17 protein-coding genes are annotated in these 20,351 nt (G+C 47.2%); 8 read left to right on the top strand and 9 right to left on the bottom strand.

Going from position 1 to position 20,351, the window contains the following annotated elements:
- Positions 1 to 115: 115 nt before the first annotated feature.
- The 4 genes from MTR11_RS16010 to doeA all read right to left on the bottom strand — a co-directional run bounded on the left by MTR11_RS16010 (position 116) and on the right by doeA (position 4,282).
- A complete protein-coding gene (locus MTR11_RS16010; protein ID WP_006741393.1) occupies positions 116 to 595 on the bottom strand; it encodes an Lrp/AsnC family transcriptional regulator in 480 nt (159 codons plus the stop codon).
- Between the two features lie 91 nt (positions 596 to 686).
- Positions 687 to 1,700 (bottom strand): TRAP transporter substrate-binding protein DctP, encoded by a 1,014-nt coding sequence (gene dctP / locus MTR11_RS16005; RefSeq protein ID WP_243328034.1) that lies wholly within the window; start codon positions 1,698 to 1,700, stop codon positions 687 to 689.
- A 332-nt stretch (positions 1,701 to 2,032) separates the two neighbouring features.
- A complete protein-coding gene (gene doeB, locus MTR11_RS16000) occupies positions 2,033 to 3,040 on the bottom strand; it encodes a N(2)-acetyl-L-2,4-diaminobutanoate deacetylase DoeB (protein ID WP_243328033.1) in 1,008 nt (335 codons plus the stop codon).
- A 54-nt stretch (positions 3,041 to 3,094) separates the two neighbouring features.
- Positions 3,095 to 4,282 carry an ectoine hydrolase DoeA gene (doeA, locus tag MTR11_RS15995; RefSeq protein ID WP_005392731.1) on the bottom strand — a complete coding sequence of 396 codons (1,188 nt, stop codon included), beginning with the start codon at positions 4,280 to 4,282 and terminating at the stop codon, positions 3,095 to 3,097.
- A gap of 273 nt (positions 4,283 to 4,555) precedes the next feature.
- Between doeA and MTR11_RS15990 the strand changes: the two genes are divergently transcribed.
- The 3 genes from MTR11_RS15990 (at position 4,556) to MTR11_RS15980 (ending at position 7,953) form a co-directional block, all read left to right on the top strand.
- Positions 4,556 to 5,989, top strand: coding sequence for a PLP-dependent aminotransferase family protein (locus MTR11_RS15990; protein WP_243328032.1), 1,434 nt, complete (start codon positions 4,556 to 4,558; stop codon positions 5,987 to 5,989).
- 132 nt (positions 5,990 to 6,121) lie between these two features.
- Positions 6,122 to 6,679 (top strand): TRAP transporter small permease, encoded by a 558-nt coding sequence (locus tag MTR11_RS15985; protein ID WP_243328031.1) that lies wholly within the window; start codon positions 6,122 to 6,124, stop codon positions 6,677 to 6,679.
- Positions 6,676 to 7,953 carry a TRAP transporter large permease gene (locus tag MTR11_RS15980; RefSeq protein WP_005392736.1) on the top strand — a complete coding sequence of 426 codons (1,278 nt, stop codon included), beginning with the start codon at positions 6,676 to 6,678 and terminating at the stop codon, positions 7,951 to 7,953. The genes MTR11_RS15985 and MTR11_RS15980 overlap by 4 nt, the downstream gene beginning before the upstream one ends.
- Before the next feature lie 63 nt (positions 7,954 to 8,016).
- On the opposite strand, the gene MTR11_RS15975 is transcribed toward MTR11_RS15980, so the two are convergent.
- Positions 8,017 to 9,018, bottom strand: coding sequence for an AraC family transcriptional regulator (locus tag MTR11_RS15975; protein ID WP_243328030.1), 1,002 nt, complete (start codon positions 9,016 to 9,018; stop codon positions 8,017 to 8,019).
- A 131-nt stretch (positions 9,019 to 9,149) separates the two neighbouring features.
- Between MTR11_RS15975 and MTR11_RS15970 the strand changes: the two genes are divergently transcribed.
- From MTR11_RS15970 to MTR11_RS15960, 3 genes are read left to right on the top strand one after another with little or no spacing between them, the layout of a single operon-like run.
- Positions 9,150 to 9,911, top strand: coding sequence for an SDR family NAD(P)-dependent oxidoreductase (locus tag MTR11_RS15970; protein ID WP_243328029.1), 762 nt, complete (start codon positions 9,150 to 9,152; stop codon positions 9,909 to 9,911).
- 49 nt (positions 9,912 to 9,960) lie between these two features.
- Positions 9,961 to 10,473 carry a 2,4'-dihydroxyacetophenone dioxygenase family protein gene (locus MTR11_RS15965; protein WP_085343257.1) on the top strand — a complete coding sequence of 171 codons (513 nt, stop codon included), beginning with the start codon at positions 9,961 to 9,963 and terminating at the stop codon, positions 10,471 to 10,473.
- A gap of 4 nt (positions 10,474 to 10,477) precedes the next feature.
- Positions 10,478 to 11,536 (top strand): zinc-binding dehydrogenase, encoded by a 1,059-nt coding sequence (locus MTR11_RS15960; protein ID WP_085343256.1) that lies wholly within the window; start codon positions 10,478 to 10,480, stop codon positions 11,534 to 11,536.
- Positions 11,537 to 11,619: 83 nt separating this feature from the next.
- Here MTR11_RS15960 and MTR11_RS15955 read toward each other — a convergent pair whose 3' ends face one another.
- Both MTR11_RS15955 and grxB read right to left on the bottom strand, forming a co-directional pair.
- Entirely contained in the window at positions 11,620 to 12,744 is a 1,125-nt protein-coding gene (locus MTR11_RS15955; RefSeq protein WP_243328028.1) for an alkene reductase, read from the bottom strand.
- 10 nt (positions 12,745 to 12,754) lie between these two features.
- Complete coding sequence (gene grxB, locus MTR11_RS15950; RefSeq protein WP_085343255.1) at positions 12,755 to 13,384, bottom strand: glutaredoxin 2; 630 nt, start codon at positions 13,382 to 13,384, stop codon at positions 12,755 to 12,757.
- A gap of 198 nt (positions 13,385 to 13,582) precedes the next feature.
- Between grxB and MTR11_RS15945 the strand changes: the two genes are divergently transcribed.
- On the top strand, positions 13,583 to 14,518 hold the full coding sequence (locus tag MTR11_RS15945; protein ID WP_085343254.1) for a LysR family transcriptional regulator: 936 nt from the start codon (positions 13,583 to 13,585) through the stop codon (positions 14,516 to 14,518).
- On the opposite strand, the gene MTR11_RS15940 is transcribed toward MTR11_RS15945, so the two are convergent.
- A complete protein-coding gene (locus MTR11_RS15940; protein WP_005392753.1) occupies positions 14,471 to 15,382 on the bottom strand; it encodes a LysR family transcriptional regulator in 912 nt (303 codons plus the stop codon). The genes MTR11_RS15945 and MTR11_RS15940 overlap by 48 nt on opposite strands.
- Positions 15,383 to 15,602: 220 nt before the next feature.
- On the opposite strand from MTR11_RS15940, the gene MTR11_RS15935 reads away from it, so the two are divergent.
- On the top strand, positions 15,603 to 18,482 hold the full coding sequence (locus MTR11_RS15935) for an MGH1-like glycoside hydrolase domain-containing protein (protein WP_085343253.1): 2,880 nt from the start codon (positions 15,603 to 15,605) through the stop codon (positions 18,480 to 18,482).
- A 105-nt stretch (positions 18,483 to 18,587) separates the two neighbouring features.
- On the opposite strand, the gene MTR11_RS15930 is transcribed toward MTR11_RS15935, so the two are convergent.
- Entirely contained in the window at positions 18,588 to 20,156 is a 1,569-nt protein-coding gene (locus MTR11_RS15930; RefSeq protein ID WP_085343252.1) for a DEAD/DEAH box helicase, read from the bottom strand.
- Positions 20,157 to 20,351 lie beyond the last annotated feature (195 nt).

Below are 20,351 nucleotides of genomic sequence, written 5' to 3'. Positions count from 1 at the left end.
ATGGAGAAGTGACCGAAATAATTTCTGATGCCGAGGTTTAAACCATCAAAACTTTCTTTTCCACACCGTTAGATATGGTGATTTTTCTGGTTGTCTTTTAAGCGTGTTTTCCCTTTTAGAACAAGGCGTTTTGGTTCACTTCTAATGTGCCTGCATCACGTTTGATTGTTTTCGTCACGATGTAAGTAAAGTAGCGCTCAATGCCCACTTCTGACTCTAACCAGTTGTCGATAAGTCGCTGATATTGATCAATATCTTCCGACTGAATTTTGAGTATGTAATCGACACCGCCGCCTGTGGCATAACAATCAGTGACTTCTGGTGAGTGTTGAACCAGTTGCTCGAAACGTTTGAACGCTTGGGCGCTGTGCTCTTTGAGCGTAACTTCAACCATGACCGACGTTCGTTTGAACAAAACATCGGTATTTACTTTTGCCCCGTAGCCTTCAATGATGCCTGCTTCTTCCAGTTTTTTGACACGCTCCCAGCAAGGGCTCACGGATAGGTTAATGGCCTCGGCTAGGTGAGATTTGGTAATACGGCCATTGTCATGAAGTATTTGTAGAATTTTTACGTCGTAGCGATCGAGGCGCATAATTGGTCTCCCTGTAAAATACCAATCAGTTCAGAATAGTTGATGACTGGTCAACCGCTATAAGGTGGCCCGAAGGCCACTCCTTTTTCTGTTATTGATTGAACTCTTGTTCCAGTGAGCTCAGCACCGCTTTACCGCTGTCGCCTGTAAGCTCGATGTATTTGTCCCGCATTGGCATAGAGGCTTGTTCAAATGCTGCACGTTCGTCACTGTCGAGTTTGATCATCTGCATATCTGGTTTTGCTTGCTTAATTTGCTCAAGACGTTTTTGGTTAAACTCATCCTGTTTTTCAAATATAAAGTCAGTCATACCAGCGATGACTTTATTGACCTGATCTTGGCGGTCTTGTGGAAGGGTTTCGAACCAACTGTTGTTGGTAATGACAGTAGTAGTAAATTGTTGTTGTCCTGCCCAGATCATGTAGTCGTTCACTTCGTAGAACTTCATTTCTTCGATAGCAAAAACGGGGTTTACTTGACCATCGATCATTTTAAGTTGCAGAGCACCATAGACTTCTGAGTAGGGTAAAGGCGTAGGGTCGGCTCCAAACGATTTATAAGCCTCAACCAGCATTGGCGATGCCATCACGCGTATTTTGAAGTTATCAAAATCTTTTGGAGAACGAATCTCACGGTTGGTCGTCCACACCATTTCACCTTCTGGATACATAGTGAGAAGTTTGAGGTTTTTCTGTTCTAGCTTTTTGCCGAGTGTGTCATAGATAGTAGGGCTTGAACTCAGCACTTTTTTATTCACATCATTGTCTTGCGACAAAAGGTAAGGGATGGAGAAAACCTGCATTTCGGGCACGAATGAACCAAAAATACCTGGCGATGCGTTGGTAAATTGGATAATACCGTTCGCAGTAAGCTCGGTAAGATCTTCTGACTGACCTAATGTGCCGTATGGATAGACTTCCACTGTGACGTCGCCATCGGTTGCATTTTCGATGCGCTTTTTAAACTCTTGCGCATAAGCATCTTGCACCGAGCCTTTGACTTCTTCTAGAGCGAATTTCCACGTTTCTGCATAAACATTGCTGGTGGCAAAGCTGGCTGCGATCAGTACGGCACTCGTTAGGTAGCTGTGTTTCATCGGATTCATCCATTTCTTCCTTAATCAGTTTGTGAGTCAATTCACCAACGGCAGGTGATACACCAGACCCGATGTTGTGTCGTGTTTAGGGTGTGTTGACCTTTCGAGCTGATTTTTGCAGCGCTTTGTGGGTGGCCTACATAAAAAGCCGATAACGCAGTAGAAATGAACCACAAAGGCAGCCCGAAGGGTTCGAGCTAGGCGCCCCCGCAAAAATCGTTTTATGCTTTGTTGAAGACCATTTGCTTAGAATGACTAGGCTGCATAGTCTTTGCCGCGCCTAAAACGATTTTACCTCGAACAAAATTTAACCGCGAAAGGTCAATACGCCCTAATAAGAGTTAGTTTAATTCGCCACAGTCTTCGGCAATTACGGCGACAGTGTCACCAATGTTGACCATGGCAGGGAAACGACGCGCAGCAAAAATCCCACTGCGCTGCGCTTTGTATTCGATTGGGTCGCTCCCTGTACGCTCGGTTGAATAGATTCTTGCCAGTACATCGTCTTGTTTGATGGTATCGCCAAGCTCAAATAAGTATTCGGTGATACCTTTGTGCTGGCTTTGCACGTAGCAACTTGCATCGGGCATATCAAGCAACCTAGTTGGTAGGGTTGGTTTTTCGTAATCACCTGATAAGTTGCCCGAAAAACGCAAGAAGTTACGAATACCTCGGTCGGCATAAGCGATGGTTTCTGGAGTGCTGGTTCCGCCACCTCTGAGCTCTGTGGTGACGAAAATTTTGCCTTGAGATTCCACTGCGGTGTCGTACAGGCTGGTGGCGTCCATTTCGAGCAAGATCATGGTGTAAGGTGCGCCAAACAGTTTCGCACCTAAGATGCATGCTTCTTCTTGATCGAGGTTGTCGAGACGATGGGCTGCGGCGAAAGGTACGATGTCTAACGTTTTTCCACCTGAATGAATGTCTAACGCAAAATCGCACATGGGTACTAAGTAACGAGTAAAGTAATCCGCGATTTTTTCGGTCACTGAGCCTACAGGGTTTCCGGGAAAGCTGCGATTTAAATTCCCTTTATCGATAGACGATGTGCGCGAGGCATTTTGTACCGCAGGTAAGTTCATCATTGGCACAATAATGACGCGACCTTGGATTTGCTCTGCTTGCAGCGAGTTTGCCAATTTAAGCAGGCTGGTAATACCTTCGTATTCATCACCGTGATTACCGCCAGTAAGCAGCGCCGTTGGCCCGTGACCATTTTTGATCACGGTGATAGGTATCATGATGCTTCCCCAAGCGGAGTCATCATGGGAATAGGGCAGCGCTAAAAAGCCGTGCTGCACGCCTTCTCGGTCAAAGTCTACGGTGGCTGTGATCGAGCTCTTTTGCATATCGAGTCCTTTTTGTTCTTAAGCCTAGTTCAACAGAACTTACGGTTTGAAAAATTAGTGTTTAACAAATAAGTGGCGTGGGAAATCACACAGTGTTTTTGCACCATCACGGGTGATCACAATGCTTTCGGTGGTTTCTAACCCCCAATCTTCAAACCATAGCCCTGGCATAAAGTGGAATGTCATGCCTTCTTTTAATACGGTTTTATCGGTGTCTCGCAAGCTCATGGTTCGTTCGCCCCAGTCAGGAGGGTAGCTCAGACCAATTGGGTAACCACAGCGGGCGCCTTCACGTGAGAATCCTGCTTTATCGAGGACTTGGTTCAATGCGTTGGCGATGTCGGCGCAAGTATTGCCTGGTCTTGCGACTTCTAAGCCTGCTTCGAGACCTAAAGTTAATGCTTCATCTGCACGTTTGAATTTGTCGTCTGGTTCCCCAAGAAAAATAGTGCGAGAGAGTGGGCAATGGTAACGGCGATGCGCGCCAGCGATTTCGAAAAAAGTGCCCTCGCCTTTTTTGAAAGGCCTATCATCCCACGTTAGGTGAGGTGCAGAAGCATCAGAACCAGATGGCAAAAGCGGTACGATCGCGGTGTAATCGCCAAAGTGATCTTCATGCCCAAGTACTGCTTGGCGGTTAATCTCGGCGACAAGGTGATGTTTCGGCAATCCTGGCTCGATCATATCGAACGCGACACGATGCATGTTTTCAACAATGCGAGCTGCGCGGTACATATAAGCCAGTTCTTGATCAGATTTAACGGCGCGACACCAATTGACTAGCCCGGTTGCATCGAGAAGTTGAGCATTCGGTAAGTGCGTGGTGAGTGACTCGTAAGCGGTGGCACTAAAGTAATAGTTATCTTTTTCCACACCGATACGGCCGCGATCCCAAAGACGCGGGGCGAGTACCGCTTCTACCAGAAAGTCCATTGGGTGCAATGGTGGGTTCATTACATAATGGTCTGGGTAGTAGGTGATATTTTCTGCCGACATATACGCAGTTCTGTATGCCCCATTGGCATCTTGGCAGCGCCCAAACCAAACAGGCTCGCCAGATGATCCTACAACGACACATTGTGGGACATAAAAAGACCAACCGTCATAACCTGTCAGCCATGCCATGTTAGAAGGATCGTGAATGATAAGGACATCCAACTCTCGTTCTTCCATCGACTGCCGAACTTTTGTTAATCGGTCCTGGAATTCATCCAGTGTAAAATGCAAAGCAACGCCTCTCATATTTTCTCCTTGTTAAAAATCCGACGCCTTATGGGCCTTCGGAGACGTTGAGGTATTTCTACCTTCCACCAGGTCAGCCAGACCTGCGTTTAAAAACTATTGCAACTCACCACTGCGGCTGGGTTTGGATTAAACGATGCCATATGACATGTTTGTTGAATCTATATTTCTCATGTCAATCATTACAATTGTGGCTCATTTTTGTGCATTACACCGCATTTGATGGCTAAAAACTCGCCATTTGTTAAATTGAAGTTACAATGAGCATTAAAAATGAATCAATTAAAATATTGTGTCATGACAATTTCTTTGAACCCGATCATTCGCCCAGGCACCGCTAAGTACATCTCCATTGGCAATTATCTTGTCGAATGTGTCCGCAGTGGTTACCTAAAACCCGGTACTCGACTACCCACACATCGTGAATTTGCGGAGCAAATTGGCGTGAGCGTACAAACCGTCAGTCATGCATATGGTTATGCAGAGAAAAAAGGTGCGCTCGAGTCTTGGGTGGGAAACGGTACGTTTGTAAAATCAGGCTTTGTGGATGAAAGCACGGACACGGAGTTCATGCTGACGCAAGAGATGAAAGAAACGCCGGATGAAATTGATATGTCGATCGCTCATCCGGTAGTAACCGATCGGCACATTACGCTTTTTAATCAGGCGTTAATGGAAATTGCTGGGCAAACAAACAATCGCAGTTTGATCAGTAAAGCAAAGCCAGTAACAGGTCAGCCTCATCATATTGAGTCCGGAGCGCGATTTCTCAGTAGCCAAGGGTTAGACGTTGGTACCGATCAAATATTACTCACAAACGGTGCATGCCATGGCTTGACCTTGGCTTTAAGCACCGTTGTTGAACACGGTGATTTAGTCGCTTGTGGCCACTTAGTCGATCATGGCTTGATCTCTCGCTCGAGAATGCTTGGATTTAAGTTACAGCCGCTTGAGATGGATGAGTTTGGTATCACGCCGGATGCATTTGAATGGGCATGTAAACACAAACCAATCAAGGCGCTGTGTTGCACACCGAGCATGGCCAATCCGAATAGTGCGCATATGGACATTTCGCGCCGAGAGGCGATAGCAAATATTGCGAAGCAGTATGAGATCTACGTGATTGAAGATGACGTGTATGGGGCACTAGAGCCCAATCGTGTCCCACCTCTCGCCGCACTGTTACCCGAGCAGGCTTTTTATGTCACCAGTTTAACCAAAGTCGTAGCGCCAGGTATGCGTACGGGCTATTTAACGGTCCCACGTCATTTTTTGCAGCATGCGATTGGCCGTTTAGCAGCGACGAGTTGGTCTGCGACCCCGCTACCGTTTGAAGTCGCTCATTTGTGGATCGAGAACGATACATTAAATCGACTTATTCGATTTCAAGTCAATGAATTTGCCAAGCGCCAGCGAATAGCAAAAGCCACCTTAGAAGGGCATGTTTATAGCTCACACCCTAATGGTCAGCACATTTGGTTGAGGTTACCCGAGCAGTGGAGCAGTGATGATCTGGTCGCTTCGGCTAAGCGTTCTGGGGTGCAGATAACGGGGTATAAACCTTTTGTTCTCGATACTAATCAGCCAATGCCCCACGTGCGAATCAGTTTGGGAGCAGAGACTAATCGAGGCTACATCAAGCATGGGTTGTCTGTTATTGCAGAAATTCTCGATACAAACCCTCCAACCTCTCACTTTTTGGTCTGAGCAGTATGCTCTGACCAATTTTTTCTGCGAAAGCGCCAAGTTCAGAAAATCTTTCTTATTCACCTGATTGACTTGATTGTCATGAAAAAGATAACGTTTCATTAACATTTTTGTTGATCAGGAGCAGCGCGGATGAAAGGGATTTTTCAGTGGCTAGATAAATATATACAGAAAGCGGAGGCGGCACTGCTCATTGGCTCGGTGCTTCTCATTGCGTTGAACTCAATTGCTAACGTGTTAGGGCGCTACCTCTTTAGCCAAAGCATCTACTTTTCAGAAGAACTCAATTATTTCCTCATTATCGCCGTCACGTTTATTGGTTGCAGTTATGCTGCCCGCCAATCTCGCCATATCCGTATGACGGCATTTACCGATATGCTTCCAAAGCGTATACAAACTTTAGCCAACGGCATTATTTATTTACTCACCGCCGCATTGGTGGCGGTACTAACTTGGTATTCGTGGCAATACATTGGCAAGGTGAGCCAAATGGGGCGTCTTTCTCCTGCAATGCAAGTACCTTTGAGTTGGGTGTACTTAATCGCACCGGTTGGCCTTTTCTTTAGCACGGTTCAGTTCGCGCGTGTGGGTAGTCGCCATATCAAACGTTTCATAACGCTGACAAAGCTTTCACGCTCATCTCGACCAGATGGCGTCGGCTCTGCCACTAAGCAGGAGAAAGCGCTATGACGACCGCTCTTGTTGCAACGATGATCACGTTGTTGGCTTTTGGCTTTCCGATGTTGGTACCGCTATTAGCGGCGACCATGTTGGGATTTATTGTTTTTCTTGGCTTGGGGCCAGATTTTATGATCCAGCAAATGCTTGCTGGCATCAAACCCGCTGCGTTGATCGCTGTGCCTATGTTTATTCTCGCGGCAGAAATTATTACCCGAGGCGTGGCAGCAACGCGCTTGCTAGATGTCGCAATGGCGTTTGTTGGGCACGTTCGTGGCGGTCTGGCGATCACCTCATCGCTTAGCTGTGCGATGTTTGGTGCGGTATCTGGGTCTACACAAGCCACCGTTGTTTCTGTTGGCTCTATTATGCGACCGAAAATGTTGGAGTATGGTTACAAAGACAGTTTTGCTCTGGCTTTGATTATTAACGCCTCTGACTTAGCGCTCCTTATTCCACCGAGTATCGGTATGATCATCTATGGTGTGGTGTCTGGAACATCGGTTGCTGAGCTGTTTATTGCTGGTATTGGACCGGCGATCGTGATTTTATTGATGTTTTCTGCCTACTGTTATTTTTATGCAGGTAAAAGCTCTGTAGAAAATGCCCCGCGAGCCAGCTGGAAAGAACGTTGGACCACAATACGTAAAGCGGTTTTACCATTTGGTTTTCCGATCATTACTGTTGGCGGTATTTATGCTGGAGTATTTAGCCCTACCGAAGCGGCGTCGGTTTCGGTGTTGTACGCTGTGTTATTAGAAATGGTTATCTTCCGTAAAGTGAAATGGAAGGAGCTTGGCGAAATCGCGCTTTCTACGGGCATGGTTACCGCGGTGGTATTTATCTTAGTCGCAGCAGGGGCTGCTTTTTCTTGGGTAATTTCATTTGCCCAGATCCCGCAAGAATTGTTGGGTATGATCGGGATTAATGATCTTTCGCAGACCGAGTTACTGGTCGTTATCTCAATTGCGTTCTTTATTGGTTGTATGTTCGTTGATCCAATCGTAGTGATGCTGATTTTGATCCCTATCTTTGCACCTGTGATTAAGTCCTCTGGCATTGACCCAGTACTGGTCGGCACCATCGTGACCTTGCAAGCAGCGATAGGTTCTGCAACGCCGCCATTCGGTTGTGATATTTTTACCGCGATTGCCGTGTTTAAACGTCCTTATGTGGAAGTGATTCGCGGGACACCACCGTTTGTGTTCATCTTGCTTTTGGTCTCCGTGATGCTGATTTTCTTCCCTTCGATTTCACTTTTCTTACGTGATCTAGCGTTTCGATAGTATCGACTAAACGCTTAAAGCCGCTGAATATCAGCGGCTTTTTATCTATGCTCTCAAACTGGTTCAACTTATCCTGTTCTCCAGTCTCCATTGGCTGGGCGACTTTCCTGTCCAACTGCGAAAGTGGCGGCTGAATACCGCAGTTTCTGCATAGCCCAGTTGCAATGCGATATCGGTAATACTCTGAATATTCTCACTTAAACGCTGCTCGGCGAAATCCTGTCGTACTTGTTGTAACAACTGTCGATAACTTGTTTCCTGCTGTTTCAACTTGTTTTGCAGCATTCTCGGATGCAGGTCTAATGCTCTTGCAACGCGCTCCACGCTGCATTCTCCGGTCGACAACAAACGACCAATCATATTCGCTGCTTGATCACTCAGATTGTTAGGATAGCGGGTTTGCAAATACTTGAGGTGCTGTTGAAAGTGGCGATCCAGTGCGTCTTCGTCTTGGTGATTCTTAGCGTTGAGCAGGTTGGCTTTGAGCAATACACCGTCAAACTTATCACCAAAACGCAGTTTGTTCTGTTGGGCAAACTTGCTTTGCTCTACTTCCAATGTTGCGTTTTGAGTCAAATGTAGCGCGAAGTGGCTTGCTTCAATATCGAGCAAACTGGCGATAAACATGGCTAAGTGTGACACACTTAGCTGCATCAACTGCGCAATACCGCGGTCACTATTCACATCAATATTGAGCGACAATCGTACCCAATCATCTTGTGGCGTCATGTTGAGAGTAACGCCTGACGAATGCAGATAGAGATAATCATTCACCCGCGCCAATGCATCACCGACCGTTTCAGCACGAGAAACCAGCATCGGCAAATCGCCTAAACTTTGCAGGTTTTGGCGCTCGGCGAGTAACGCACCAAACAACGGTTGCTTACAACGAGCAGCTGCTTCCTCCAGCAATTCAGCCAATCTTGGATAAGCGAGATAGGTATCGGGATCGCGAAACTGCGCGGCAGACAGGCCAGCAGCGGCCATTATCTCTTGCGGATTCTGACCTAATTCTGAAACCAAGCTATCAAACTTATCGGCAGCGCCACTTCGTACGATATACATGTCTCGATTTTTAAATGTTAACAGGTTGTAAATCGCAATATATCAAATTTACTTCGTAAAAGGTCAAGTGAGTGCCAGTGAGTTGATCTAAGTTACATTTCGATAACAACAACGCATGGATGAGAAGCTGTATGGAACTTATCAATAAAACTGCCATCGTGACTGGCGCTGCGGGTGGAATTGGGCAAGCTATTATTGCAAAGCTAAGAGAGCAAGGAGCCAAAGTGCTTGCTGTCGATATTTCAGAGCAATCACTGCAAATGTACACAAGTTTTGGCTCTAAGCAGTTGGAAACCTTTGTTGCGGACGTCACCGATTACCAACAAGTCGAAGCCATGGTGAAGTACGCGGTCGAACAATTTGGCTCACTTGACATCATGGTCAACAATGCAGGCATCGGCGCACCGAAACCTCTGCTTGAACATGATCCTATCGCCGACTTTGAGCCTATCTCTAAAGTCAACCAAAACGGCGTTTACTATGGAATTCTCGCCGCTGGACGACAATTCCAAGCGCAAGGGACACCGGGCGTGATCCTCAATACCTCTTCCGTTTACGCCCAAATGGCCTCCGAGATGACGTTTACCTACAACGTCAGTAAAGCCGCAGTCGATATGATGACCAAATGCGCCGCTTTAGAGTTAGCGCCTCTGGATATTCGTGTGTGCGCGGTCGCTCCGGGACGCGTTGATACTCCGATGTTAAGGCAATACGAAGAGATTGGCTTGTGGAACCACATCCGCAAAGAACAGATGCGTCAAAACTTCACGCAACCAGAAGAGATTGCCAACGTGGTGGCGTTTCTTGTCAGCGAAAAAGCAAACTGTATCAACGGCTGCACCATTAGCGCATCTGACGGTTTCGAGAATTTTAAGTACCCACTCATGGGGTAGATGGAATAGGCGAGCACGCCAAATTACAGCAATAGTGAGGATGTAAGTTATGTCATTACCAGAAGTTATTCAGCATCAAGATTTCCTATTAACTTTTAATACGAATGAAGAGTCGATCATCAAAGACGCGCTACCGGGCGTTGATGTTTACCCGCTGTTTCTTGACCCAGAAAATGGTACGTGGGTGATTCGCGCCAAGTTCAAACCGGGTATCACTCTGCCTAAGCACTTCCATACTGGTGTGGTGCATTTCTATACACTGAGTGGCGCGTGGCACTACATCGAGTATCCAGACCAAGTCCAAACCGCTGGTAGCTACTTATATGAGCCGGGCGGTTCGATTCATACCTTTCACTGTCCAGAAGAGTCGGGTGGCGCAGATGGCTTTATGGTGATCCAAGGTGCGAACATTAACTTTGACGAAGAGGGTAACTTTATCAACATCATGGATGCAGGTTGGATTGAGCAAGTGGTGGTTGCCGCTGCCAAAGCGCAAGGCTTCACTGCGCGCTATATCAAACCGGGTGCGATTGCTGCCCTGAGTGATGAGCTAGCGGAGTAACCCCATGCAACAGATGAACAGTATCGTAATGCAGGATGGTAGTGTCCGCCTGAAGCAAGTCGAAATCCCCAAACCCGCAGCGGGACAAGTCTTGGTTCGTAGTCTCGCCTGTGGGATTTGTGGCTCCGACCTACACATTACTCGACACGCGGATGAGGTGTTTGATGTATTCCACCAGCTCGGGTTGATGCCTGATGAAGTAGGTGAGCACGCTCAAGTGATGTTGGGACATGAATTCTGTGCGGAAATTGTCGAATACGGTGCCGATACGCAGCAAACGTTGCCTGTCGGTAGCCGAGTCACCTCTGTGCCGATGTTGCTCAGCCAAAATGGCGCAGGCGTTGGTGTCACTCCGGGTACTTACGGCGCTTACTCTGAGTATTTCCTACTTGATGAAGCGCTCCTACTGCCAGTGCCCGACGAAATGCCGTCTGAAGCGGCAGCGTTAACCGAGCCGCTGGCGGTCGGTTTGCATGCGGTCAATCGCAGTGAAATCGAAACGGAAGAAACAGCGCTGGTTGTCGGTTGTGGCCCTATAGGGCTGGCGGTGATTGCAGCGCTCAAACAACGCGGCGTGAGTAACATTCTTGCGGTTGATCTTCAGGAAGAGAAGCTGCAACTTGCCAGCGAGTTTGGCGCAGATCGGTTGATCAACCCGAACAAGGAAGACGAGATCGCCGTTGCTGAGCGGTACGCGATGAACTCACGTCTGGTCATTTATGAGTGTGTGGGCAAACATACTTTAATTGATGACTTCATGCGCCGTGCTCCTGCCCGATCTCGAATCGTTGTATCAGGCATTCATACGGCTCCAGCGACCATTAACTACGCGTACGCGACGGTAAAAGAGCTCGATTTGAGATTCTCTTACTACTATCAACCGCACGAGTTTGAGCAATGCCTACAAGCGATTGCCGAACACAAGTTGCCTTGGCAGAAAATGCTTACCGCCAAAGTGGGAATCGATGGTGTGGAAGATGCGTTTAGACAGTTAATGACGCCAAATGATCACATCAAAGTCGTTATCGAACCTTGGCGCAGCGGCGCGTTAGAAGTGATTTAACTCTTAGCCAGATTAAGCTAGCTAAAACCAATTCTAGTTTGGTGACAGCCCCAACCGTAGCAGCTAGGTTGGGGCTTTTTTTGTTAGGCCTGTTCTGCGTATTCCTGTTGCAGAGCAGGGTAATCGGTGTAGCCTCGTTCGTTTCCACCGAACAACGTTGAGCCATCGAGTTCTGCCAACGGATGGTGATGTTGCAAGCGAGAGACTAAGTCTGGGTTTGCTACGAATGGCCGTCCGAATGCGACAAGATCCGCGTAGCCTTTCTCTAACACTTCGTTTGCTCGTTGAGGATCGTAGCGACCTGCAACAATAATAGCGTTGCGAAAGCGCTTTCTAAGTTCGATTCGAAACGTCTCGGGAATCGTTGGTGCATCGGCCCAATCGGCCTCGGACAAGTGCAAGTAGGCAATGTCGCGCTCCTGTAGCTGTTTTGATGCCTCTAAGATTGTTGGCACGATATCTGGGCAGTCCATATCTTTAAACGTAATGAATGGTGCCAATCTCACTCCAACTCGATGCGCACCAACAGCGGCGATAACTGCATCCACTACTTCGATAAGAAAACGAATACGATTTTCTCGTGAACCGCCGTAGTTGTCTGTTCGATAGTTTGAGTTGGTTCTTAAGAACTGATCGATCAGATACCCATTCCCGCCGTGGATTTCTACACCATCAAAACCCGATTCAATGGCGCGTTTGGCTGCGTTCGCGAAATCACCGACAACTCGGTTGATATCCGCTTGTGTCATTGCGCGTGGCTCAACACAATCGACCATATTGCCGTTGCCTTGTTCGTCCGCAATCCAAACTTGCGTCTCTACCGGAGCGAGCGCAGATGGCGCGATAGGCTGTTCACCATTTTGGAATGTTGGATGAGACACTCTGCCCACATGCCATAGCTGACAAAACATCGCTGCGCCTTGTGATTTGACCGCTTGGGTCACACCCTGCCAGCCCGCCACTTGCGCATCGGTGTAAACGCCAGGGGTGAACGAATAACCTTGAGAATCGTCCGAAATTTGTGTGGCTTCGGAAATGATCAGCCCGGCAGAAGCGCGCTGTTGATAATACGTTGCCATCATCTCATTCGGGATGTTGCCCGGCTGAGTGGTGCGTGCGCGAGTCATTGGTGCCATGACAATACGGTTTTGTAGTGACAACGCTTTCAGTTGAGCTGGTTCAAACAGCTTATTTGTTCTTTGTTTCATGTTGCGCTCCTCAGATAAGTACTGGCACGTTGGTCGCTTTACGAGCGGTTGCCATCCAGTGAAGTACGGCTGGATCCCATTGCACTTCGGGCGCACTGAAAAAACCGCGTAGAATGGAGAACATAATGGCCTGATCAACCAGTGATGTTTGCTTTTCTGAACTTAGGTTGAGCAAGGGTTTGGTTTGTTCTATCAAAGCGGCGACTTCTTTCGCAATCGCAGGTGTATCGTTAATCAAAGCTTCAAAATTTAACGCTTCGGTTTCTTTTTTTTCACGCCATGCTTGTTTAGCGGTTTCTGTTGCAAATTCCGGTAATGTCATGTTTGACCAACGCGGATACCCGACTTTTTGTAGCGGTAAAAACGCTTGTTTTTGCCAGTCTAAAACCGGTGTTGAGGGTTGGCTGCTTTCGTTGGAAGATGCCAATTCAAGGAAGTAGTTGATGATGTCTAAGCTTTCCGCCATGGCTTCACCATTGTCTTTGATCAAAAGAGGAACTTGTTTTGCGCCGATGATGTTTGTGGTGGTGCTCTCGTCGTCATAAGCAATGTTGATGACGTCGAGCTGAATATTCAGCATGCCTGCAACAAAACGGACGCGGGCGCTAAAGGGGCAATGTTCATAAATGTACAGTTTCATTTTTGTTTCCTATCTCTTGGCTGGGCAGGGCGTGTTGTTGTGCGTTGAACAGCGTTACGGCGTTTAACTTTGCCCTGTCACATAACGTTCTGGGTCTAAACAATGTCGATAGGGTCAGTATATGGATTCGATTTAATTTGATAATTGGGTAATATCTGAATTGATTATTCAGTTTTTCCAAATAATAAGGGCGCGAAGATGGATAAGTTTTCGGATATGACGTTGTTTGTCAGCATCGTTAAACATCAAGGTCTGGCAGCGGCGGGAAGGGAGTTAGGTTTGTCTCCGGCGTCGGTAACGGCAAGGCTGCAAGCGATAGAAGAACGCTATGGCGTAAAGCTGCTCAACCGAAGCACACGCCACGTATCACTTACGGACGCAGGGGCAATGTACCATCAAGCTTGTCTGAACATCATTGATAGCGTGAAAGAGACGGAAAACTTACTGCAAACGGGTATTTCGGAAGTGCGCGGAACGTTGAAAATTTCAGCTCCACGAGATATTGGCAAACAAATTATTTCGCCGATGGTGTCGGCTTTTTCTGAGCAATATCCGGATGTGACGCCTTATCTTTATCTTAATGACAATTTGTCGAACTTGGCTGAATCGGGGCTCGATTTAGTGATTCGTTACGGCGAGTTAGCGGACAGCAATCTCATTTCGCGCAAGCTGGCATCGAGTCAACGCGTACTGTGTGCGTCACCTGATTATTTGTTGAAGCAAGGTATCCCCAACTGTCCTCAAGATCTCGCGGATCATCGCTGCTTAGCCATGGTGCGCAGCAATGAAGAATTAAAAACGTGGCACTTTAAAGATGAAGAGTCTCACCAAACGATCACGGTCACGCCAAAGCGCTTTTCTGATGATGGTGAAGTGATTCGACAATGGGCGTTGGACGGTGCGGGGATTGCGTTGAAATCGATTTTAGATATTCAGCAAGACCTAAAACAACAACGTTTAGTAACGGTTTTGGATGGGTATATGAAAAACTTCAGCGCCTTTTCGCAAGGCGCTGAAGCGGATCTGCATGTCATTTATCAAAGCCGTCAATATCAACCGAAAAGAGTTCGCCTGTTTTTGGACTTTCTAGTTGAGCAATTTAGCGCGCTGAGTGATGCCAGCAATCAGATCTAGATGCGATTCCGAGGTTTCTCGGCGGTGGCGATAAATCCCGACGGTGCCAGGGTTTGGTTCGTTTTCCATGGTTAAGCATCGTAAGCCAAAAGATTCCAAATATGGTTTCAGGTGGCCGGTATAAGACATCACCGCGACGCTTTCTTTCAGTACATCAATACTGGCGAGCAGAGAATCCACTTCGTAAGTCGGTCTGTCATCCAGTTGCTGCCTTTCGCGTTCATTTTGTTTCGGGATTGGGTTATCGATGACGTGAGCGAATTTCTTAGCGTCATAAGTGACCGAAAGAGCGGGGTATTCGTGCAGCATCTCTTCGGTGACGGTTTTCCCTAGAAGTGGGTGGTTTGGGGAAACAAAATAGGCATCAACCGTTTGAAATAGCGGAATAAACGTAACATCGCATTTAGACGACAAGCCGACAATCTCGTGGCCGATGAAGAATTCAATCTGTTCGTTGATTAATGAATCCATCAAGCCTAAGTGGTTACCAAATTCGACGTGCGTAGATGCCGATGGCTGCTTGGTCAGATGTTCATTGAGAGCTTGTTTGACGAACAGCGGCCACCACGCATCGCCAGTACCCATTTTAATTTTTCCGACTTGGTACTGTTTCCGTTCATCAATGCTTTGCATCATTTGGTTGTATTCATGCTGCATCGCGTTGCTATGGCGATAGAGGATGCGTCCGTATTCGGTCAACACCATGCCATTAGGATGACGTTCAAACAGCGTCACGCCGAGATTCTCTTCTAGCTTCTTTAAATTGCTTGTTACCGTTGGCTGGCTTAACCCTGCCATTCTTGCCGCAGCACTGATGCTTTGGCAGCGTGCAACCAGTAAAAATTGCTGCAGAGATTTGTCCATTTTCTTTCCCCTCTAATAACGAGGGGTATTTTGCACAATTTCATTTATAAATCACAAATCTGTAATCTCATTTGATTGAAATTATGCGCATTTCATAGATCTACATCACTGTTGGGGTTTGACGTATAGATGTTATCTATAGCTCGCTCCTGACTTCCTATTTTCCCCTCAAAAGGGTGTTCTTTAGACTGTCGCTAAAACAACAATCTAAGGGATGAACATGAAACCGAGTTTTATTGCGCTTGCTGTCGCGTCTTGTATTGGTCTTGCTGGGTGTGGGTCAGATTCCTCTGATGCGCCTGTGCAGGTCGACAAACCAATTATTTCAGCCGACTTATATTTACGTGGTTTAAATGGGGATTGGGGCACGGCAGAGCATGCCAAGCTAAACTATTTGGGTAATAACGAGTACGAAACCGTACTGCGCGTCGCTCGAGGTAGCAATCAGTTCAAGATTGCTGATCCGGGTTGGCAGATCCAATACACCTATTTTGAGGAGCCCGCGGCGTTCGATAAAGCTCAGGAGTACCTGCCAAAACCAGACACAAATGAAGCGTGTATGAACGATGATTGCAACTCTGAGATCACGTTTGAAGACAAAGGGTATTACAAGTTTTCTGTGAGCTTTGCCGATGAAAGTCGCGCGACAATGACTGTGACAAAAGCAACGCAAGAAGAAGCGGAAAAATACTACTCTGATGCGATTCTCGACCCTGCAATGGTGCATGAAGGGCATCAGAGTAAAGAAGTGAAACTGTTCGCCAATTACGATGACTCGAGTGATACCGTGATTTTCTCGGTGAAAGACCCAAAAGCCAAGCAGCGTGAATTTGGTATTTCAACGACGACAGAATTGCGTGATGCGCTCGACCAAGGCTTAGTGATTAATGAACAAACAGGGCCGCGAGTGGTGTCGGGTGATGTCGCGTTTGACGCGTTGTTTGCGTTGACGATGAAAGAGCTAGACCAGCTTGCTGTTTCTGAAATCAAAGATGGCAATTACAACTACAACAACCCAATCAAAGCGGAAGTTTTTGAGACGGGCGCGAAATGGCATTACGTGTGGACGCGTGATTTGGCGTACGCAGCAGACCTTTCGCTTGCTTTGATGAATCCAACTCGCGTGCAAAATGGTCTTAACTTTAAATTGTCTGCTTTCCGCGACACGACTGATCAGCAATATGATGGCGAGCAGATTGTGCAAGACACGGGCACTGGCGGCAGCTGGCCAATCAGTACCGACCGCACGACTTGGGCGCTTGGTGCAGAACGCTTACTTTCGGCATTGGATGGAGAAGAGTACAACCAGTTTGCTGAGCGCGCATATAAAGCCATCAGTAATACACTTGAAGCCGATCGCCTGGCGGCTTTTGATGCGAAATCTGGTTTATACACTGGTGAGCAATCATTCCTCGATTGGCGTGAGCAAACGTATTCAACGTGGACGCCAAACGATGTCAATGCGATTGGTAGCAGCAAAGCGTTATCGACAAACGTGGTTCACTACCGCGCGATTCAGCTCGCGGCTAAGTTGGCAGAGAAGTACGATTCAACCAACGCGGTCAAATACACCGATTGGGCTGAGCAGTTAAAAACCGCTATCAACGAGCAGTTTTGGAATGCCGAACGCGGTATGTACGTAAGCTATTTGTTTGATAATGGCAAAGACATCGCGGTCGACAAATACGACATGTTGGGCGAAGCACTTGCGATCATCAGTGGCGTGGCAAGTGATGCGCAGGCGAAACAAATCATGGCCAATTACCCACACAGTGAGTTTGGCGTGCCGGTTTATTTCCCTCAACAACCGGATGTGCCTGTGTACCATAACCGCGCAATTTGGCCATTTGTTACCGCGTACAGCTTGCGCGCCGCGCATCAAACACAAAACGTGGCTGCGGCGAACAATGCCATTCAATCGTTGGTTCGTGGTACAGCGACCAATTTATCCAACATGGAAAACTTAGAGTGGCTTTCTGGTAAGTCATTCATCATCCATAGTGATCATGGCGAAGATCCGAGCTTGGATGGCCCAGTGATTAACTCTCAGCGTCAGCTTTGGTCTGTGGGTGGCTACTTGAACATGGTGGTAGAGACCCTATTTGGCATCCATACCGAAACAGGTAAGTTGGAAGTGAAGCCATTTATCACAAGTTGGGTGCGCAATAACTTGTTGGCTAAGTCTGAACAAATCACGTTGGAAAACTTTGCCTTCAAAGGAAAGAACTACTCGGTAACGATTGACTTGCCTGAAGTAAGCAAAGATGAAACAGGCTACTACCCAGTTGAAAATGTCACGATGGACGAAGAGGGGCATTTCCACGTGACACTGGGCGCGCTTGTGAATGTAGATAGCAGCATTACTTTAGTTTCTGGTGTGAAACCGTATGTGAGTGAAGACAGCCGCGTTTATTCTCCGCAAGAGCCAAAACTGGTAGTAAAAAGCGTTGATAATTCGGTTTCGATTGACGTGACGAGCAAGTACAACGTGAACTTGTATCGCAATGGCGAGCTGATTCAAAAGAACGTGATTGCTCAATCTTATTCCGATACGCCAACAGGTTTTGCTTGTTATTTGGCTGAAAGCATTAACGATAAAGGCTTCCGTTCTAACCCAAGCCAACCAGTTTGTGTCGGTGAAGAGAGCCGCATCAAACTTGCTGGCGAATATCAGCCACTCAAAGACAATGTCTCAGTGGTTACGGTGAGCAAAGACAGCGGCATCGTAAAAGGTGTAGAGTCGTTTACAGCTCCTGTAACGGGCACTTACCAGTTCGATGCTTGGTACAACAATAACCTAGGACAACTTAATACCGGTATCACGAACACCGTGAAACTGTTAGAGGTATTGGATGATGCAGGTAAAGTGGTTGGTCAAGGTTACTTGCAGATGGGCCATATTGGTGAAAACCAAGGTATGCGTTACTCAACGCCAATTGAAGTGACGTTGGAGCAGGGGAAAACCTATCAGATCGCGCTGAAGGACCACTTCAATATGAGTTACCTCACATCGAATGAAACCTACATCTACGCTGGTGGTATTGAGGGTGAAAAGAACGAAGCGCAAATCGCAGATATTCGAATCACACCTTTAATGTAGGCTGTTTTAACAAAGCTTTGTTCTAAAAATTGTGTTCTAAGAAAGACAAAGCCGCTGAGATTATCAGCGGCTTTGTTGTATTTGCTATCAGTGGCCGTTTACAGATTAGTTTGCAGCCTGCGGACGAGGTTTACGGCGCTGACCTGATGGTTTGTTTCCTGCAGGCTTAGCATTGTTTGGCTTGCGGTTACCAGACGGTTTACCAGCGTTGCCACTCTTATTACCGTTTGGTTTATTTCCATTCGGTTTATTGCCATTTGGCTTGTTGCCGTTAGGTTTACGGTCATCTGGTTTACTGTTTGCACGACCTTGGCCTTCACGGTTGCCTTTAGGCTTGCCCTCACCGCCTTGGTTGGTGCTGTTTTTGTTGCCGTTGTTACCACTGTTGAAGCGACGTTTAGGTTTGTTTGCACCATTGCCTGCTTTCTTTTCGGTTGCTGGAGCGTTTTCACCCGCAGCATTTGGCGCTTTTGGTTTCTTCGGCTTCTTAGGTTTTTTCGGTTTGATTGGACGAGTATCCAGTTTAGATTCTGGTACCACATTGGTTGGCGCAAAACCTTCCAACTCTTTACGTGGTAGCACTTCTTGAATCAAACGTTCAATCGCAAACAACTCAGATGCTTCTAGCGCACATACAAGTGAAATCGCTTTACCTACTTCGCCCGCGCGGCCAGTACGACCAATACGGTGAACGTAGTCTTCTGCCACTTTAGGTAGCTCAAAGTTCACCACTTGTGGTAATTGAGGAATATCGATACCGCGCGCAGCAATATCCGTCGCGACCAATACACGAATTTCACCCGATTTAAAATCCGCCAGTGCTTTGGTACGCGCGCCTTGGCTCTTGTTGCCGTGGATGGCAGCAGCCGGTAGGTTTTGTTCGATAAGGAACTTCGCCAGACGGTTTGCGCCGTGTTTCGTTTTCGTAAACACCAGCACTTGCTTCCAATCACCGTCTTTGATCAATTTAACCAACATCGGTGCTTTCTTCTTCACGTCTGCTGGGTAGATGCTTTGCTCAACCGTTCTCGCCGTCGAGTTTGCCGGGTTTACGGAAATCTCAACCGGGTTGTTCACCAAGCCTTTCGCAAGGTCGCGGATTTCATCCGAGAAAGTTGCAGAGAAAAGTAGGTTCTGACGCTGTTTTGGTAGCAGAGCTAGGATCTTACGAATGTCACGGATAAAGCCCATATCCAGCATGCGGTCTGCTTCGTCCAGTACTAGCACTTCCAGTTGGTCGAACTTCACTGCATTTTGGTTGTACAAATCCATCAGGCGGCCTGGTGTCGCGACCAACACATCCGCACCTTTGCGAAGACGCTGCATTTGCGGGTTGATCTTCACACCACCAAAAACAACCGCACTGCTTAGTGGAAGATGACGGCCGTACATAAATACGTTTTCTTGTACCTGAGCTGCAAGCTCACGTGTTGGCGTTAGGATCAGTGCACGAACTTGGTTAGCACGAACGCGAGGGCCGTTCGATAAACGCTCAAGAATCGGTAGCGTAAAGCCTGCAGTTTTACCTGTACCAGTCTGCGCTGCTGCCATTACGTCTTTCCCTTCCAAAATAGCAGGAATTGCTTTTGCCTGAATTGGCGAAGGGGTGTCGTAGCCTTTTTCTTGAATAGCTTTAAGGATTGGAGCAGATAGACCTAAAGAGGTAAAACCCATATGTATGATTCTCAATTGTAGAGTTAGATAACAACGCGCCGAAACAAATCGGTACGAAAAGTGCGACATTCTGAGGCTTTTACGCGCTGGCTTCAACTAATTCTGTTATGGATAAATATTTGAACTGGATCTCATTTCTTTTTTGAACAAAAAAGAGCATAGAAAAGTGACGTAGATTCATTCTGTAGTTTGAAT

Origin of the sequence: Vibrio sp. CCB-PB317 (assembly GCF_022808245.1) — a bacterium.
Taxonomy (GTDB): Bacteria; Pseudomonadota; Gammaproteobacteria; order Enterobacterales; family Vibrionaceae; genus Vibrio; species Vibrio diabolicus.
The sequence above is the reverse complement of the archived record's forward strand: the minus strand, read 5'-3'. Positions and strand labels throughout refer to the sequence as shown.

What these genes read in the sequence shown, in the direction of transcription:
- MTR11_RS16010 (WP_006741393.1), bottom strand. Translation starts at nt 595, where the DNA reads ATGCGCCTCGATCGCTACGACGTAAAAATTCTACAAATACTTCATGAC.
- dctP (WP_243328034.1), bottom strand. Translation starts at nt 1,700, where the DNA reads ATGAATCCGATGAAACACAGCTACCTAACGAGTGCCGTACTGATCGCA.
- doeB (WP_243328033.1), bottom strand. Translation starts at nt 3,040, where the DNA reads ATGCAAAAGAGCTCGATCACAGCCACCGTAGACTTTGACCGAGAAGGC.
- doeA (WP_005392731.1), bottom strand. Translation starts at nt 4,282, where the DNA reads ATGAGAGGCGTTGCTTTGCATTTTACACTGGATGAATTCCAGGACCGA.
- MTR11_RS15990 (WP_243328032.1), top strand. Translation starts at nt 4,556, where the DNA reads ATGAATCAATTAAAATATTGTGTCATGACAATTTCTTTGAACCCGATC.
- MTR11_RS15985 (WP_243328031.1), top strand. Translation starts at nt 6,122, where the DNA reads ATGAAAGGGATTTTTCAGTGGCTAGATAAATATATACAGAAAGCGGAG.
- MTR11_RS15980 (WP_005392736.1), top strand. Translation starts at nt 6,676, where the DNA reads ATGACGACCGCTCTTGTTGCAACGATGATCACGTTGTTGGCTTTTGGC.
- MTR11_RS15975 (WP_243328030.1), bottom strand. Translation starts at nt 9,018, where the DNA reads ATGTATATCGTACGAAGTGGCGCTGCCGATAAGTTTGATAGCTTGGTT.
- MTR11_RS15970 (WP_243328029.1), top strand. Translation starts at nt 9,150, where the DNA reads ATGGAACTTATCAATAAAACTGCCATCGTGACTGGCGCTGCGGGTGGA.
- MTR11_RS15965 (WP_085343257.1), top strand. Translation starts at nt 9,961, where the DNA reads ATGTCATTACCAGAAGTTATTCAGCATCAAGATTTCCTATTAACTTTT.
- MTR11_RS15960 (WP_085343256.1), top strand. Translation starts at nt 10,478, where the DNA reads ATGCAACAGATGAACAGTATCGTAATGCAGGATGGTAGTGTCCGCCTG.
- MTR11_RS15955 (WP_243328028.1), bottom strand. Translation starts at nt 12,744, where the DNA reads ATGAAACAAAGAACAAATAAGCTGTTTGAACCAGCTCAACTGAAAGCG.
- grxB (WP_085343255.1), bottom strand. Translation starts at nt 13,384, where the DNA reads ATGAAACTGTACATTTATGAACATTGCCCCTTTAGCGCCCGCGTCCGT.
- MTR11_RS15945 (WP_085343254.1), top strand. Translation starts at nt 13,583, where the DNA reads ATGGATAAGTTTTCGGATATGACGTTGTTTGTCAGCATCGTTAAACAT.
- MTR11_RS15940 (WP_005392753.1), bottom strand. Translation starts at nt 15,382, where the DNA reads ATGGACAAATCTCTGCAGCAATTTTTACTGGTTGCACGCTGCCAAAGC.
- MTR11_RS15935 (WP_085343253.1), top strand. Translation starts at nt 15,603, where the DNA reads ATGAAACCGAGTTTTATTGCGCTTGCTGTCGCGTCTTGTATTGGTCTT.
- MTR11_RS15930 (WP_085343252.1), bottom strand. Translation starts at nt 20,156, where the DNA reads ATGGGTTTTACCTCTTTAGGTCTATCTGCTCCAATCCTTAAAGCTATT.